Source organism: Tenebrionibacter intestinalis (genome assembly GCF_016632365.1).
GTDB lineage: Bacteria > Pseudomonadota > Gammaproteobacteria > Enterobacterales > Enterobacteriaceae > Tenebrionibacter > Tenebrionibacter intestinalis.
The window spans coordinates 74,284-90,959 of the sequence record NZ_JAEPBH010000004.1 but is presented as its reverse complement, the minus strand read 5'-3'; the positions used below and the strand labels follow the sequence as shown (position 1 = coordinate 90,959).

Sequence of the window (16,676 nt, the reverse complement as noted above, 5' to 3'; positions counted from 1 at the left end):
AATCAAACTTCTTTTGGCGCGATAGCATTCAGCTCGCGACGCAGTTCGTCGCTTAGCGCCGGGTCTTTGAGGATATTTTCCAGCTCTTTGCGGAAGGTGACGTTATCAAGCAGGTTTGATTTCAGATCGCGCAATAAATTGCGCATTGCCAGCATGGCGCGCAGCTGTGGAAGCTGGCGCGCAACCTGTTCCGGGTGGAAATCCTTCATCGAGGAGAAAGTAAGATTGACGTTAGTTTCGCTGCCGTCTGCGGCAAGGGTATCCGGCACGGCCAGGGTAACAGAGGGGCTAAACTCAGTGAGAACATTATCGAAGTTATTTTTATCAACGTTCACTTTTTCACGCTCGGCCAGCGGGCGTTGTTCCTGGCCGTTGCTAAAGTCGCCGGTGACCAGCAGTTTCAGCGGCAGTTCAACCTTTTTTTGAGCGCCGCCCGTATGCAAATCTAACTTGATATTAACGCGGGCCTTAGGTATTTCGGACTGAAAACTTTGTGACATAGTAGCTATCCCTAACGAAATCTATTTTGATTACATACTATCGCCAGATGGCTGGCGCCTGCTAATAATGCGACACAGGATCATTTCCAAAAAACGGCTAAAAAATTATTATATCCAGTGATAGTACAGAAAATCCCACCCCCAAAAATAAATGCCGTTATTTTCAGAAGTATTGTATGGCGAACCAGAGAATCAGACTTAGCTACACGAATGCGGTAACAATCGGCAACAATGAGCTATTTCAATGGCCTGGATATAAAATACAGATAATTCAAGGCCGCGACAAGCCTTTTAATCGATATTCCCGGCATGAACGACAACAAATGTTTTTACTATTAAAACCGGCAAAAACGTTCTGTTTTTTCTACAAAAAAGATAAAAAGCGTGATTGATAACCAGTAATCAACGTCTCATTAAATTCATTATATAAATATATGCACGTTCTTATATTCACCAAATAAATATATTGATATGCGTAAAATTCTTATAATTTAAACATAGCAGCTAACTTCGCTGAGCGACATTTCACACGCAATTATTTATATTTCACCCATAGACTTGGCTATTTTTCACCCTGCGAATTCGTAGCAAATCTGCGCATCTGAGCACTGAAACACTGTTTTTAATTTCTTTCCCCCTTGAAACTGCTTATACTACGGTCAGTACGGACTTGAATGGTTTCAGCACATTGAATTACGCTTTCCTCCCTCTTTATAACAGAGATGCTCGTCGCCGCGGCGCCCGCCGGGCAAACATTCTTCTGCACGCTTTATCTCTGTCACCTATCCTTGAGGGTGCGGCGCCTCGACTTACTCAATACCGATTCCGGCTTTGGCGCGGCCATCCGGGCGCGCTAAAGCCCAGTTTTCCCAACCTTCACAACTTAAGATTAAGACTGTCATGAAAAAGACGAAAATTGTTTGCACCATCGGCCCGAAAACCGAATCTGAAGAGATGCTGTCCCGGTTAATGGACGCTGGCATGAACGTCATGCGCCTCAACTTTTCCCACGGTGACTATGAAGAGCACGGACAGCGCATCAAAAATCTGCGCAACGTCATGGCGAAAACAGGTAAGAAAGCAGCAATCCTGCTGGATACAAAAGGACCTGAAATTCGCACCATGAAACTTGAAGGCGGAAAGGATGTTTCACTCAAAGCGGGGCAGACTTTCACCTTCACCACGGACAAAACCGTTATCGGTAATGGTGAAAGCGTTGCCGTTACCTATGAAGGCTTTACGAACGATCTTTGCGTAGGCAACACCGTACTGGTGGACGACGGCCTGATCGGTATGGAAGTTACGGCCATCGAAGGCAATAAGGTCGTTTGTAAGGTTTTGAACAACGGCGACCTGGGTGAAAACAAAGGCGTTAACCTGCCGGGTGTTTCCATCGCCCTGCCGGCACTGGCGGAAAAAGATAAAAAAGACCTGATCTTCGGTTGCGAACAGGGTGTGGATTTTGTTGCGGCTTCCTTTATTCGTAAACGTGCCGACGTTGTTGAAATCCGTGAACATCTGAAGGCTAACGGCGGCGAGCACATCCAGATCATCTCTAAAATTGAAAACCAGGAAGGCCTCAATAATTTTGATGAAATCCTTGAGGCATCCGACGGCATCATGGTCGCCCGCGGCGACCTGGGCGTAGAGATTCCGGTTGAAGAAGTGATTTTCGCGCAAAAGATGATGATCGAAAAATGCATCCGTGCGCGCAAAGTCGTCATCACCGCGACCCAGATGCTGGATTCTATGATCAAAAACCCGCGTCCGACCCGCGCTGAAGCCGGCGACGTCGCAAACGCTATCCTCGACGGCACCGACGCGGTTATGTTGTCTGGCGAATCGGCAAAAGGAAAATATCCGCTGGAAGCCGTGACTATCATGGCGACCATTTGCGAGCGCACCGACCGCGTAATGCCAAGCCGTCTGGACTACAACCATGACAATCGCAAACTGCGCATTACTGAAGCCGTATGCCGCGGCGCCGTTGAAACTGCTGAAAAACTGGAAGCGCCGCTTATCGTAGTTGCGACCCAGGGCGGAAAATCGGCTAAATCCGTGCGTAAATACTTCCCTAACGCCACCATTCTGGCGCTGACTACAAATGAAATTACCGCCCGTCAGTTGGTGCTGAGCAAGGGCGTGGTCGCGCAACTGGTAAAAGTAATCGCCTCCACCGATGATTTCTACCGCCAGGGCAAAGAAGCCGCGCTGGCAAGCGGCCTTGCGCGCAAAGGCGATATCGTTGTTATGGTTTCCGGCGCGCTGGTGCCAAGCGGAACAACAAATACCTCTTCCGTTCACGTTCTCTAATAATAATGTAAATAATATTTTTAATTTAAAGGCATCCTGCGGGATGCCTGTTTTATTTTTGCGTAGGCCTTAATGGGTAAAAAAGCAAATTGGTTTTTACTATCCAGGAAAGGCAAAAAGCAAGATTAGTCCGATGAAAGAATACTGTTTTAACAAGGGTTTTTATGCTATTTGCGGCAAGTCGCTGCTTCTTTGAGCGAATGATCAAATTTAAGCTTAATCCCACCAAAAAAATATTCTCAACCTAAAAAAGTTTGTGTAATACTTGTAACGCTACATGGAGATTAACTCAATCTAGAGGGTATTAATAATGAATCGTACTAAACTGGTACTGGGCGCGGTAATCCTGGGTTCTACTCTGCTGGCTGGTTGCTCCAGCAATGCTAAAATCGATCAGCTGTCTTCTGACGTTCAGACTCTGAATGCAAAAGTTGACCAGCTAAGCAACGACGTGAACGCAATGCGTTCTGACGTTCAGGCTGCTAAAGATGACGCAGCTCGCGCTAACCAGCGTCTGGACAACCAGGCTCACTCTTACCGTAAGTAAGCGTTCTGGTAATAAAAATGGCGCATACAGTATGCGCCATTTTTTTATTTCCGTATTTTATTGCACTGATGAATTAACGCTATCACTTATCAGCGCGCCTTCCGATATTTCTTTTTTGTTTTCTGTACGCTTCACATTTTGCAGCAGCGCCGTTGAAGGCGATACGCTCGCCCCCTTATTCACCTGTACCGGATACCCCGCACGCCTGACTAACGCCCTGTCTACCTGCCCCTTGTCACTGTTGGGATGATCGATAAAACGCGCAAAACCTGCGTTAATAGCAACAGGCATGGTCTGCGGATTATCCGCAGTACTGGTGGAAAGCGGCTGATGGATCTCCACATAACGTCTGCCATCCGGCTCAACGGAGAACTTCACCGGTTGATTCACTATTTGTACGCGCGTTCCCCAACTTGTCTGGCTAAACAGCGTTTTTATATCCGCCGCCCGCAGGCGAATACAGCCGGAGCTGACGCGCATGCCTACGCTTCGCGAAACGTTAGTGCCGTGAATCAGGTATTCGCCCCCACCCTGTTCCAGACGCAACGCATAACGCCCCAGCGGATTATTCGGCCCGGCCGGAACCACCGCCGGTAATGTAATTCCCTGCGCCAGCGAACGAGCGCGCATATTTGCCGTTGGCGTCCAGGTGGGATTAGGTATTTTCTGGCTAACGCGCGTCACCATTTCCGGCGTTTCTCGCCCCAACTGACCAATACCAATAGGATAAACTTCAACACGGTTCTGGCCGGGCGGATAATAATAAAGGCGTAGCTCAGCAAGATTAATAACAATACCTTCATGCGGCGTATCGGGTAACAACATCTGGGATGGAATAATTACTTCACTGCCGGGCTTCGGCAAATAGGGATCGACGGTATTATTTGCTTCCAGTAAAAGTAAAATACTGGTGTTAAACTTTGCCGCAATGGACTCCAGATTCTTCCCATTATCCGGTACAATATAGCTTTGATTCTGTCCAATTAGTCGGCCTCCGGCAGGCGGCAATGTATAAGTGACCGCAAGCGCGGCCTGGCTGCCCGCCAGAGCACAGATAATGCTGGTAAGAACAGACGAGAACACGCGTTTCATACTGAACACTCCTGTATTCACCGGCACACCGCCGGAAAGCTGAAAACACGCGGCACGCTCATCGCGCACCGCGCTTAACAGGATAGAAACTGTTCTTTTTAGTTTAGGACGTGTGTGGCAATTAGCCACAGCGCCTGCGATCAGGCGCCGGAAGTAAGCTGGAGGGCTTTTGTACGAATAGCGCGGATCATGGCCTCCAGCCCCTGGGAGCGTGACGGCGTGAGATGGCTGGTTAGCGCCATTTTTTCAAACCACTGACGGACGTCAAATTCAACGATATCGCGCGGCATCATCCGATCAAAAAGAATAAACACGATGGCAATCAAGCCCTTAACAATCGCAGCATCGCTGTCGCCTTTAAGCTGCATCAGGCCGTCAGCGTCCAGACGCATATCTATCCACACCTGACTCTGACAACCCTGGATAAGATTTTCAGGCCGATATTTATCCTTATCAGGCAGCGCAAGCCGCTGACCCAGTTCAATAATATAGAGATACTTCTCTTCCCAGTTAGCGCAACGGGAAAAGTTGCGTAATAGTTTCTCTCTGTCCGGCAGCGCAGCCATCGTTATCTCCTGATTACCCCAGTAAACGGTGGATACGAATCAGGCCGGCAACCAACCTGTCCACCTCTTCTTCGGTGTTGTACATGGCGAAAGAGGCCCGACACATCGCCGGCACGCCATAAAACGCCATGACCGGCATGGCGCAGTGATGGCCGGTTCGCACGGCGATGCCGTAGTTATCAAGAAAGCTGCCAACGTCGTAAGCATGGTGTTTACCGAGGTTGAACGCAATTGTGCCGCGTCTTTCCTGCGGGCCATAAAGCGTCAGCTCAGGCACCGTCTCCAGCGCGTTTAGCGCATAGCGCATCAGCGACGTTTCGTACGCATCGATGTTATCCAGCCCCAGTTGCGTCACATACTCCAGCGCGGCGCCGAAACCGATAATACCGCCGGTATTGGGCGTGCCCGCTTCAAAGCGACCGGGCGCTGGCGCATACGTTGTGCCTTGCGTCAGACTGACGGTCGCAATCATTGATCCGCCGCCTTCCCAGGGCGGCATCGCCTGGAGTATTTCTTCACGCGCCCAGAGTACGCCAATGCCGGTAGGACCATAGATTTTGTGACTGGAAAATACGTAAAAATCACAGTCCAGCGCCTGAACATCCACAGTATGGTGCATGATAGCCTGCGCACCGTCCACTAACACCTTCACCCCAGCCAGGCGCGCGCACGCTATCATCTGCTGTAGCGGATTTTCGGTGCCGAGCACGTTTGATACCTGCGTTATCGCCAGCAGGCGCGTACGCTCATCCATTAAGCGCGGAAAAACGTCGAGCTGGAGCGTGCCGTCCGGTTTTAGCGGAATCACGCGCAACTCAGCGCCGGTACGCTGGCAAAGCATCTGCCAGGGTACGATATTCGCATGGTGCTCCATTTCGCTGATGATAATATTATCTCCGGCCTCAACGTGGCGGTTCCCCCAACTGTTAGCCACCAGGTTAATTCCTTGCGTCGTTCCGCGTACAAATACAATCTCATCCGGCGTGCGTGCGTTAATAAAGCGCGCGGCGGCGACGCGAACGTTTTCCATCTGCGCGGTCGCCTGCGCGCTGAGCGTATGAATGCCGCGATGAACCGCAGCGTAACCCGTGCGATAGAATGTCGCCTCTGCTTCTATAACCCGCTCCGGGCGCTGAGCGCTGGCAGCGCTGTCCAGGTAAGCCAGCGGATGGCCGTTTACCTCCCGGTTCAGGATCGGGAAATCCGCACGAACCTGCTCAACAGAAAAACTCATGCTTCACCTCCCGCAAAGCGCCGGCCAATACGCGCCAGCACCTGTTGCTTCAGGCTCTCATCACAAATAGCGTCCGTAAGCTCGGCAGCAAACGCAAAAATAATCATCCGCTGGGCCGCATCCTGACCAATACCGCGCGAGCGCAGATAGAACATCTGCTCATCATCGATGCGCCCAACAGTGGCGCCGTGACTGCACTTTACATCATCGGCATAAATTTCCAGTTGCGGTTTAGTGTCCACTTCCGCCAGCCTGCCAATCAGCAGGTTGTTATTGGTCATCTGGCCATCTGTTTTAATTGCGCGCTGCGCTACGGTAATCAGGCCGTTGAACACGGCACGGGCGCGATCGCGGACAATAGCTTTATGAAGCTGGCGGCTGTTACAGTAGCCTTTATTATGTTCAAGCCAGGTGCGGCTATCGCAGACTTCGCCGTCCACCGGCAGCGACAGGCTATTGATGCGCAGCGTAGCGTTTTCTCCGTTAAGCCGGGTGCTGGTATTATGCCGCAGCACGCCTGCGCCCAGTAGATAACTGCTGCTGTGCGCCGTTGCGTCCTGGGCAACGCGCAAGTCGTTATGAGCGAAGTGGTAGCAGGCGGCGTTTTCAAACGCCAGTTTATAGTGGTTAAGCGTGGCGTTTGTCCCAACACTTACGGTCAAACGCGCGCCGGTAAAATGGGTAGCGTTATCAAGGCTCACGTAATGCTCAATAACGGTCGCCTGTGCGCCCTGTTCCAGTTCAAGGTGGTGGCGATAATGCGCAGTTTTCATCTCCTCGCCCATACTGCCGCTGGCAATGTGCATCAGCAGCAGCGGCCTGCACGCCCGGGTATTACGCGCCAGGCGAATATGGGTCACGCTGTGACTAAGGCTTTCGGTAAGATGTAAAAAAATCTCCGACTGCACCGGCGGCGCCAGCGCCTGACGCTTGTGATTTATCTCCACGCTAAAGCCGCTGCCGTCCGGGGAGTCACTCAACGTCGGGGCGAAATGGCCGTCCACAAACACCAGCCTTAGCGCATCCACCTCAAGCGCCAGCGCATCGCGCTGCGCCGCTTTTAGCGGCAGTGCTGACGGCGGCATCACAAACCGGTGTGCCAGCAGCTTCTCCAGCGACGTAAAGGTATATTTCCAGTTCTCATGCTTACGTCCGGGCAGACCAAGCTGCAGCAACTGCTGCATATGTTGTCCGGCCTCACTCTGGTATTCGCCGCCCCGGGTTTCAAACAAACGACGCCACTGCGCCAGCGCATCGCTACTGCTGTTCAGTAAGCCAGCCATAGCCCTGCTCCTCCAGTTGTTTGACCAGCGTAAAATCGCCGGATTTAACAATCCGCCCCTGATACAGCACATGCACATAATCAGGCCTGATATACTCCAGTATGCGCTGGTAATGCGTCACGACAATAAACGCGCGATGGCCGTCACGCAGCGTGTTAACGCCTTTAGCGACAATTTTCAACGCGTCGATATCCAGCCCGGAGTCGGTTTCATCAAGTATGCACAGCGCTGGCTCCAGCACCGCCATTTGCAGAATATCGTTACGCTTTTTCTCCCCGCCAGAAAAGCCGACATTGACCGAGCGGGTAAGCAGGTCCGCCGGCATTTTCAGCATATCTATTTTTTCCGCCATCAGATCCTGAAAGTCGAAGCGATCAAGCTGCGCCTGACCACGGTATCCACGCACCGCGTTAAGCGCCGTTTGCAAAAAGAATTGATTGCTGACGCCTGGAATCTCAACCGGATACTGAAACGCCATAAAGACCCCCTCTCCGGCGCGCGCTTCGGGCGCCAGCGCCAGCAGATCTTTACCCTTAAATAACACTTCGCCGCCGATCACCTCATACTCTTCACGCCCAGCAAGCGTTGCCGACAAGGTGCTCTTTCCGGAACCGTTAGGGCCCATAATGGCGTGGACTTCACCGGGGCGCACGTCAAGATTTACCCCACGCAGGATAGGATTACCTTCTACGCCCACCTGTAAATTTTTGATACTTAACATGCTGATTCCTTAAGGGAAGAGCTTACCCAACGCTGTGTTCAAGGCTAATAGCCAGAAGTTTTTGTGCTTCCACCGCAAACTCCAGCGGAAGTTCAGAGAAAACATCCTTACAAAAACCGTTAACAATCATGGAGATGGCATCATCTTCACTGATGCCGCGCTGTAGGCAGTAGAACAGTTGATCCTCACCGATACGCGAAGTGGTAGCCTCATGCTCAAGCTGAGCGCTGTTGTTACGACATTCCACGTAGGGGAACGTGTGCGCGCCGCAATCAGGGCCAATCAGCATCGAATCGCACTGGGTGAAATTACGCGCGTTGGCGGCGGTCGGCATAATTTTAACCAGCCCGCGATAGCTGTTCTGGCTGTGTCCGGCGGATATACCCTTCGAAATGATAGTTGATCGGGTATTTTTACCAATGTGGATCATTTTCGTACCGGTATCCGCCTGCTGATGACCGCTGGTCAGCGCCACGGAAAAAAACTCGCCGACGGCGTTATCGCCACGCAGAATACAGCTTGGGTATTTCCACGTAATAGCCGAACCGGTTTCCGACTGCGTCCACGACATTTTGCTGTTTTCCCCTTCGCACAACGCACGCTTGGTCACAAAATTCAGGATCCCGCCGCTGTTGTGATTGCCGGGAAACCAGTTTTGTACGGTGGAATACTTCACTTCGGCATTTTTATGAATGATAACCTCCACCACCGCTGCGTGAAGCTGATAACTTTCGCGCACCGGCGCCGAGCAGCCTTCGATATAACTCACATAGCTTCCCTCATCCGCTATCAGAATCGTGCGCTCAAACTGGCCGGTTTTTTCCGCATTGATGCGAAAATAGGTCGATAGCTCCATCGGGCAGCGCACGCCTTTCGGTATATAAATAAAGGTGCCGTCAGAGGCCACTGCGGCATTGAGCGCGGCGAAAAAGTTATCATTGGAGGGGACAACCGTGCCGAGATAGTTGCGCACCAGGTCAGGATGATCGTGGATCGCTTCACCAAACGAGCAAAAAATGATCCCAAGCTTCGCCAGTTTTTCACGGTACGTGGTGGCAACGGAAACGGAGTCAAAAATTGCATCCACCGCCACCTCTTTGCCTTCGCGTACCGGCACCCCAAGCTGGTTAAACGCCTCTTCGACTTCTTTGGTCAGAAACGCGCTTTCTCCGGTTTGCTGTACCGCGCCAGGCTGCGAGGCGCAGGCGTCATCGCAGTTTCCGCAAGACGGCGCCGAGTAATAGCTGTAGTCCTGATAATTAAGTCGGTCATAATTCGCCTTCAGCCAGTGCGGCTCTTCCATTTTCGTCCAGGCATGAAAGGCGTTCAGGCGAAACGCAAGCATCCATTGCGGTTCATTGCGTCGGGCTGAAATAGCGCGTACCACCTCCTCGCTGATGCCTTTAGCCAGTTCGTCAGTTTGCAGGCGCGTGAAAAAGCCTTCTTTATAGTTCAGGCTCCCACTCCAGGTTCGTACATCGTCTGTTTCTGTATCTCGGGACATAGTCTATTCCGCCTGAATACCAAAGCTCTCACCACAGCCGCACTGGTTTTGCGCTTTGGGATTATGAAATTTGAATACCTGATTCAGACCATCGCGAACGTAATCCACCTGCGTACCGTCAATAAACGGCATCGCCTCAGGGGAAACATACAGTTTTGCACCGTCGCGTTCGTAGATCAGATCGCCTGCTGTCGGTTCACTGACGGTATTAAGCACGTAGCCAAAACCGGCGCAACCGGTCTGCTTCACGCCAAGACGCAGGCCCAGCACGCCCTGTTTTATACTCAGTTCACGAATGTGCTTCGCTGCTGTTGCCGTCAGGGTCAGCCCCTTCCAGGCAAAATCTTCAGGATTAAATGTTCCTGCATGCAGTTCCATAGCGTTACCTCACTGGTCGTCGCAAAAAGGGCCGTTAGATCTATGGTAGTGATAACAATTATCACTTCAACCTGAGAGAATCAGGGGAATTAGCTTCAATGCGTTTCTGAGCGCGGATTTTATAAGAATAGACCCTGCAACAAGGGCTGTCGGAAGAGACGTAAAAACAGCATCGCTATGATTCATAAACACAAAAAATAGCGTTATCATGCTGCGCTATTTTATGCATAAAAATGTATTGATAATGCCTATTTTTAATATAGCTGACTGGCGCGCCTGGCGCAGAAAAGCTGCGCATGCAGAGCGGATTTAACCCAGGATGCAGGCAATGTTCTGTCGTGTTATGCCCGTGCTACCAGTCCATATTCGCCGCGCGATCGAACTTCTCTGTCAAATGCTCAACGAGGACTTTCATTTTCGCCATTGACTGCATTGCATGCGCATAGGTGCCATCGCTGGCATGCGTCAGAATCGTCGGCAACCCACTTTCCAGCAGATAAAACATGGCCGGCGCATAGACGGAATTTTGCAAACAGGTAATAAAACGCTCAATCAGGCTTATCACTTCATCTTCGTCAAACGCCAGCTCCCCGCTGAGTGAATATTTTCCAGGCTTACCATATAAAGGAAGGTTTACCGGCACGGCGCCCGTCTGCGAGTGAAACGAGAATGCCTCCCGGTTTTTGCCAAACGCGCCATGAGCAATAACATTGCGTAGCTGGCGACGAACGCAAATCAATTCATCATAAAATAATTTAATGTCCGGCTGGCGGGTATCCAGCGCGCGGTTAAATTTATCCTGCCAGTCCGCCTCCGCCAGACTCGCGACCTCCTCGCCGCGACCGCATCCCTGCGCCACAATAGCCAGATGAACAAACAAATGCTCCGTCCAGCTAAAAAAGGCTTCAATCGCCGACAAGGCCAGCCAGTTAGCCCGCTGCCTGAAGCGCTGCGCCCGCGCCAGTTGCTTCATCGCCTCAGTAAAGGTATGCGAGATATCATCATCCGCCACGCGCGCCGGCCGCCGCTGTGCGCGCAGCATTCCGGCGCAGGCTTTACGATACAGACGCAGAAGATAATCATAGCGCCGGTATAAACTGGCGCAGTGGTTAGTGACATTAAGCTTTGAGGCGGCGACGGCGCCTGCGGCCCGCCATGCAAACCAGGGGCGCGCGGCCTTTACCGCGCTAAACAGCGCGCGTGCGATTTCAGCGGCATCGCCCCGGCTGCCGCTGTGTGAAAAAATACCCAGCCCCATTTTTCTGTATTCGATGTGATACAGAGTTTCCCGCAGTTCAACGGGAAACGACCATGCCACTTTTTCATCCTGCCCAAGGTCGGCAAATCCCAACAGTTCCTTCAACACAAAGAACACCAGGTAGTATTCAGGCAGCTCGCCAGCACGGTATAATCTTTCGCCGGAAAAAGCATAAACGTTATAAGGCATGTGCCGGGGGCTGGCCTGCCTGACGTTGCCCAGCGCATTTCTGACCCGCGTCCTGAGCAGCTCCATGTCTTCAGGAAGCGTTAATTTTTTGTTCATGACCTTAACCTGTCACAGCCTGCGCGCGTTATGACGATATCACCGCCGTCGTCAACCGCGACGAGCAGCACATACGGCCCTGCGCGTCAAAAATATCAATCTGCCATACCTGATGACGCCGTCCGGTATGCAGCGCGCGGCAGATGCCGCGCACCAGCCCCTCGCGCACCGGACGCAGATGATTGGCATTCACCTCAAGCCCCACCACTTTCTGCTCGCCCTCAGTACACAGCCAGCCGGCCACCGAGCCCAGCGATTCGGCAAGCGCGGCAGAGGCCCCGCCATGCAGCAGGCCAAACGGCTGGCGAGTGCGATTATCCACCGGCATTGTCGCTTCAAGCTCATCGTCACCAATGCGCACAAACGTAATCGCCAGCAGGCCGACCATACACTCCTGGCTGAAGGCGTTGATCGCCTCCAGCGACACGTCACGCTTCCAGATCATTCCACTATCTCCAGTAATGCCTGTAAAGGATGGCGAATGCCGTTACCTTCAATGCGCTTTATCTGGCTGCGGCACGAGTAACCGGTCGCCAGGCAACGTTGGCGCGGCAATCGCTGTAACGCCTGGTGCCACGATAGCTCATAAATACCCAGCGAATGAGCCAGGTTTTGCGTCTCATGACCGTAAGTGCCTGCCATACCGCAGCAGCCCACGCTGATATTTTCAAGCATGGCGCCAAAGCGGGCGAAAATAGCACGCCACTGAGCGCCGGCGCCCGGCAGCGCCGTCTGCTCGGTACAATGACCAAACAAATACCAGGGTTCCCCGCCGCTGAGCGCCGGCTCACGCTCAGCAAGCGCTGCGCTAAGCCATTCATGCACCAGTTGAACATGAAAATCGCCGCGCGCATCGCCCAGCGTCTGGCGATATTCGTCCCGATAACACAGCACCAGCGCCGGATCGACGCCCACCATCGGCATTCCAAGCTTCGCCACGCGGTTGAGGAAATCCGAGGTTCTGCGCGCAGTGCGGGCAAAGCGTTGCAGGAAGCCTTTAATATGCTGCGCTTTTCCGTTCGGCGAAAACGGCAGCAACACGGGCCTGAAACCCAGCTTATCCGCCAGTTTCACCAGATCCGCCACAACCTGCGCCTCGTAGTAGCTGGTAAAAGGATCCTGCACGATAAGCACCGTTTTTTCACGCAGGGGCGTATCCAGCGCCTCCAGTTGTTCCAGCGTCATATTTGCTGAAGCATGCCCCGCCAGTTGGCGTACAAGCGAAGGTGAGGAGAGCGGCGGCAAATCAACCATACCGATACGCTTCTCAGTAAAATTGCGCACCCAGGGCTGGGCCAGAAAGAAATTGAACGCGCGCGGCGCGCGCGCCATCACCGGCGCATAGCTCTCAACCGTCGCAACCAGATGGTCACGCGCCGGACGCAAATACCGCGTATGATAAAGCTGCAAAAAGCGCGAACGAAATGACGGCACGTCAATTTTAATCGGACACTGCGTTGAACACGCTTTACAGGCCAGGCAGCCAGACATGGCAATTTTCACCTCATGGGAAAAATCATATTCTCCCCGGCTGGCGTACCAACTGTTTCGGCTACGCTCAATCAGGCCGCGCAGGCTCATGCTACGCTGCGCCAGCGCGCTTTCCAGCGCCAGCGGATCAACGTTACGATCGGCCAGCAAACGCAGCCACTCGCGCACCAGCGTCGCACGCCCTTTAGGAGAATGGATGCGCTCACCGGTGATTTTCATCGACGGGCACATCGGGCTTTTCACATCAAAGTTGAAACACAGCCCATTGCCGTTACACTCCATTGCGCCACGCCAGGCAGTACGCACCGTCAATGGGATCTGCCGGTCATATGTGCCGCGTTTAGTCGCGTCCACTTTCATCATTGGCGCATCCATCCCCGCCGGCGGGCAAATTTTGCCGGGGTTCAGACGATTATGCGGATCGAATGCCGCCTTAATCTGGCGCAGTTCGTCATAAAGCGCGTCGCCGAAAAACGCCGGGCTATACTCTGCGCGAAAACCTTTGCCGTGTTCACCCCACAGCAGGCCGCCGTATTTTGCAGTCAGCGCCACCACGTCGTCGGAAATGCGTTTCATCAACGCCTCTTGCTGCGGATCGCACATATCCAGCGCCGGGCGCACGTGCAGCACGCCGGCATCCACGTGCCCGAACATGCCATAGTTCAGGCCGTGGCCGTCCAGCAACGCGCGAAACTCAGCAATATAATCCGCCAGGTGCTGCGGCGGCACACAGGTATCTTCGGCAAAGGGGATGGGTTTTGCCTGCCCCGGCGCATTGCCAAGCAGCCCCACCGCTTTTTTACGCATGGCATAAATACGCTCAATACCCGCCGGATCGCGGCATACCTGCCAGCCAATAATACCGCCGACGCCCTGCGCTATCAGCGCATCAAGACGTTCGCAAAGCTGCTGCACCCGTGCGTCTATGTCCGCCTCATCGTCGCCGGCGAATTCAACAATGTTCAACCCCAGCATCTCTTTTGTCGGCACATCGGCGATAAGCTCGCGCACCGAATGCCAGATAATATCTTCGCGCGCCAGGTTCAGCACTTTCGAATCCACGGTTTCAACCGATAAAGCCTGCGCCTGTACCATAAAGGGCGCGTTACGCAGCGCAGAATCAAAGGAGTCGTATTTCACGTTGACCAGACGGCGCACGTTCGGCAGGCGGGTAATATTCAGCTTTGCTTCAGTAATAAATGCCAGCGTGCCTTCCGAACCGGTAAGAATGCGAGTTAAGTCAAAGCGCGACATGTCATCATTAAACACATGGCGCAGATCGTAACCGGTAAGAAAGCGATTGAGCTTTGGGAACTTATCAAGGATGAGCGCGCGCTGTTCCCGACAGCGCGACAGTACGGTGTGGTAGATACGCCCAATCATGCCGCTGTCACGTCCGATCTCCTGCGCCAGTTCAGTGGGCATGGGACGGGTATCAAGTATCTCGCCATCCAGCAACACGGCCCGCACCCCCAATACGTGATCGGAGGTTTTACCATAAGCCAGCGAACCTTGCCCGGACGCATCGGTATTGATCATGCCGCCAAGCGTGGCGCGATTGCTGGTGGACAATTCCGGCGCGAAAAAGAAGCCATAAGGCTTAAGGAATTCGTTAAGCTGGTCTTTAATCACGCCAGCCTCAACCCGCACCCACCCCTCCTGCGGGTTAATATCAATGATGCGCGTCATATGGCGCGACATATCAACAATAATGCCCTGATTCAGCGCCTGGCCGTTTGTGCCGGTGCCGCCGCCGCGTGGGGTAAAAACCAGCGAGGCGTAGCGCTCAGTGCTGGCAATTCTTGCCAATAAAGCAACGTCTGCCGTGGATCGCGGAAACAGCACCGCATCCGGTAATAGCTGATAAATGCTGTTATCCGTCGACATCATCAGGCGGTCTGCATAATGTGTTGCGATATCGCCGGTAAAGCCCTGTTGTTCCAGTTCCTGTAAAAAGCTGAGCACCAGTTGTACAAGCCCTGGCGCCTGAGACAGTTGTGGGATCATTTACGGTTGACCCTGTTAAGCGGTGAATGTTGTTATGAAGTTATGTTTGCGTATTGCTCCAGTCGTTTTACCATATTTTTCAACGCGCCGCTGCGGCAATTATCCGGTAGATTACACTGTGAAAATACGCTGAAATGCATCATTATTGCCGGATCGCCGTAGGGCGATACGCTTCCCGCGCCGACTTCCGGCATTCCCGGTTAGAAAGGATGTTATGTTAAAAAATCGTCATCCCGTGGATATCGCGCAGATTTTGCTGTCTGTGATGTTTCTGTTATTGATTATCACTGCCTGCCTGTGGATTGTAAGGCCTTTTATTCTGGGCTTTACGTGGGCTGGCACTGTCGTCATTGCCACCTGGCCGGTATTGTTATACCTGCAACGTCTGCTGTGGGGCCGTCGTTCGCTGGCGGTGCTGGTTATGACGCTGCTGCTGCTGATTCTGTTTATTGTGCCCGTTGCCCTGTTGGTTAACAGCATGGTTGACAACAGCGGCCCGTTAATAAAGTGGGCGACCTCCGGCCATATGGCGCTGCCGCGTCTTGAGTGGCTGAACGCCGTTCCCCTGGCAGGCGCTAAACTCTACAGTAGCTGGAACACGCTTATCGACAGCGGCGGTAGCGCTATTATGGCGAAGGTGCGCCCCTATATCGGTACCACGACAACATGGTTTATCGGCCAGGCTGCGCATATCGGCCGGTTCGTCATACATTGCGCCCTGATGCTGCTGTTCAGCGTACTGCTGTACTGGCGTGGCGAACAGGTCGCGCAGGGATTTCGCCATTTCGCCTTCAGGCTGGCGGCCAGGCGCGGCGATGCCGCTGTCGTATTGGCCGCACAGGCCATTCGCGCCGTTGCGCTGGGCGTGGTGGTAACCGCTCTGGTGCAGGGGGTATTAGGGGGCATCGGTCTGGCGGTTACCGGTATTCCTTATGCCAGGCTGCTAACGGTTGTTATGATCTTTAGCTGCCTGGTGCAACTTGGGCCGCTACCGGTACTGATTCCGGCCATTATCTGGCTATACTGGAGCGGCGATACCACATGGGGCACGGTGTTGCTGGTGTGGAGCTGCGTGGTGGGAACGCTGGACAACGTTATTCGCCCACTACTTATCCGTATGGGCGCCGACCTGCCGCTGGTACTGATTCTGACTGGCGTTATTGGCGGTATGATTGCCTTTGGCATGATTGGGCTGTTTATTGGGCCAGTCGTGCTGGCCGTATCGTGGCGCATTTACTCCGTATGGGTATCTGAGGCGCCGGAACCACAGTCTGCTGCGGCTGCACAAACGCCGAAAGTCTCTCAGGAAAATAAATGAGCAGATATAGAGAACTTTCTGACAAATGTTTAGATTGTCTTATGTAAGATACGCAAAATATAGTCACAGGGTGATGTATTGACCCTGATCAGCAAATTTTCTTCTTCAGAACCTTTATCTTTTTTTAACTATTGGGACAAATCCGATCGCAATTTAGGGTAAGATCTTCTAGTATATTT

General features: G+C 52.9%; 14 protein-coding genes. 3 read left to right on the top strand and 11 right to left on the bottom strand.

The annotated features are described in order from the left end of the window. Window positions 1-2 precede the first annotated feature (2 nt). Entirely contained in the window at window positions 3-500 is a 498-nt protein-coding gene (gene tssB, locus JJB97_RS02750; protein WP_238712273.1) for a type VI secretion system contractile sheath small subunit, read from the bottom strand. 900 nt (window positions 501-1,400) lie between these two features. Between tssB and pykF the strand changes: the two genes are divergently transcribed. Both pykF and JJB97_RS02740 read left to right on the top strand, forming a co-directional pair. Further along, window positions 1,401-2,813: a pyruvate kinase PykF gene (gene pykF / locus JJB97_RS02745; protein WP_238712272.1), complete on the top strand. Its 1,413-nt coding sequence runs from the start codon at window positions 1,401-1,403 to the stop codon at window positions 2,811-2,813. Between the two features lie 310 nt (window positions 2,814-3,123). Next, window positions 3,124-3,360 (top strand): major outer membrane lipoprotein, encoded by a 237-nt coding sequence (locus JJB97_RS02740; RefSeq protein ID WP_002908860.1) that lies wholly within the window; start codon window positions 3,124-3,126, stop codon window positions 3,358-3,360. A gap of 57 nt (window positions 3,361-3,417) precedes the next feature. Here JJB97_RS02740 and ldtE read toward each other — a convergent pair whose 3' ends face one another. The 10 genes from ldtE to ydiJ form a co-directional block, all read right to left on the bottom strand. Then, a complete protein-coding gene (gene ldtE / locus JJB97_RS02735) occupies window positions 3,418-4,452 on the bottom strand; it encodes a L,D-transpeptidase LdtE (RefSeq protein ID WP_238712271.1) in 1,035 nt (344 codons plus the stop codon). Window positions 4,453-4,592: 140 nt separating this feature from the next. Next, window positions 4,593-5,018 (bottom strand): cysteine desulfuration protein SufE, encoded by a 426-nt coding sequence (gene sufE, locus JJB97_RS02730; RefSeq protein ID WP_238712270.1) that lies wholly within the window; start codon window positions 5,016-5,018, stop codon window positions 4,593-4,595. A gap of 13 nt (window positions 5,019-5,031) precedes the next feature. After that, window positions 5,032-6,252: a cysteine desulfurase SufS gene (sufS, locus tag JJB97_RS02725; RefSeq protein WP_238712269.1), complete on the bottom strand. Its 1,221-nt coding sequence runs from the start codon at window positions 6,250-6,252 to the stop codon at window positions 5,032-5,034. Further along, window positions 6,249-7,535 (bottom strand): Fe-S cluster assembly protein SufD, encoded by a 1,287-nt coding sequence (sufD, locus tag JJB97_RS02720; protein WP_238712268.1) that lies wholly within the window; start codon window positions 7,533-7,535, stop codon window positions 6,249-6,251. Before sufD ends, sufS begins: the two co-directional genes overlap by 4 nt. Next, window positions 7,510-8,256, bottom strand: coding sequence for a Fe-S cluster assembly ATPase SufC (gene sufC, locus JJB97_RS02715; protein WP_238712267.1), 747 nt, complete (start codon window positions 8,254-8,256; stop codon window positions 7,510-7,512). Before sufC ends, sufD begins: the two co-directional genes overlap by 26 nt. Window positions 8,257-8,278: 22 nt before the next feature. Further along, window positions 8,279-9,760, bottom strand: coding sequence for a Fe-S cluster assembly protein SufB (gene sufB, locus JJB97_RS02710; RefSeq protein WP_238712266.1), 1,482 nt, complete (start codon window positions 9,758-9,760; stop codon window positions 8,279-8,281). A 3-nt stretch (window positions 9,761-9,763) separates the two neighbouring features. Continuing rightward, window positions 9,764-10,138 (bottom strand): Fe-S cluster assembly scaffold SufA, encoded by a 375-nt coding sequence (sufA, locus tag JJB97_RS02705; RefSeq protein ID WP_238712265.1) that lies wholly within the window; start codon window positions 10,136-10,138, stop codon window positions 9,764-9,766. 352 nt (window positions 10,139-10,490) lie between these two features. Further along, window positions 10,491-11,681, bottom strand: coding sequence for a hypothetical protein (locus JJB97_RS02700; protein ID WP_238712264.1), 1,191 nt, complete (start codon window positions 11,679-11,681; stop codon window positions 10,491-10,493). A gap of 28 nt (window positions 11,682-11,709) precedes the next feature. Continuing rightward, on the bottom strand, window positions 11,710-12,126 hold the full coding sequence (menI, locus tag JJB97_RS02695; protein ID WP_238712263.1) for a 1,4-dihydroxy-2-naphthoyl-CoA hydrolase: 417 nt from the start codon (window positions 12,124-12,126) through the stop codon (window positions 11,710-11,712). Continuing rightward, complete coding sequence (gene ydiJ, locus JJB97_RS02690; protein ID WP_238712262.1) at window positions 12,123-15,179, bottom strand: D-2-hydroxyglutarate dehydrogenase YdiJ; 3,057 nt, start codon at window positions 15,177-15,179, stop codon at window positions 12,123-12,125. The genes menI and ydiJ overlap by 4 nt, the downstream gene beginning before the upstream one ends. A gap of 214 nt (window positions 15,180-15,393) precedes the next feature. On the opposite strand from ydiJ, the gene ydiK reads away from it, so the two are divergent. Then, the gene (gene ydiK, locus JJB97_RS02685; protein ID WP_238712261.1) at window positions 15,394-16,497 is read left to right on the top strand and encodes an AI-2E family transporter YdiK; all 1,104 of its coding nucleotides are present in this window, start codon (window positions 15,394-15,396) and stop codon (window positions 16,495-16,497) included. The last annotated feature ends 179 nt before the right edge of the window (window positions 16,498-16,676 follow it).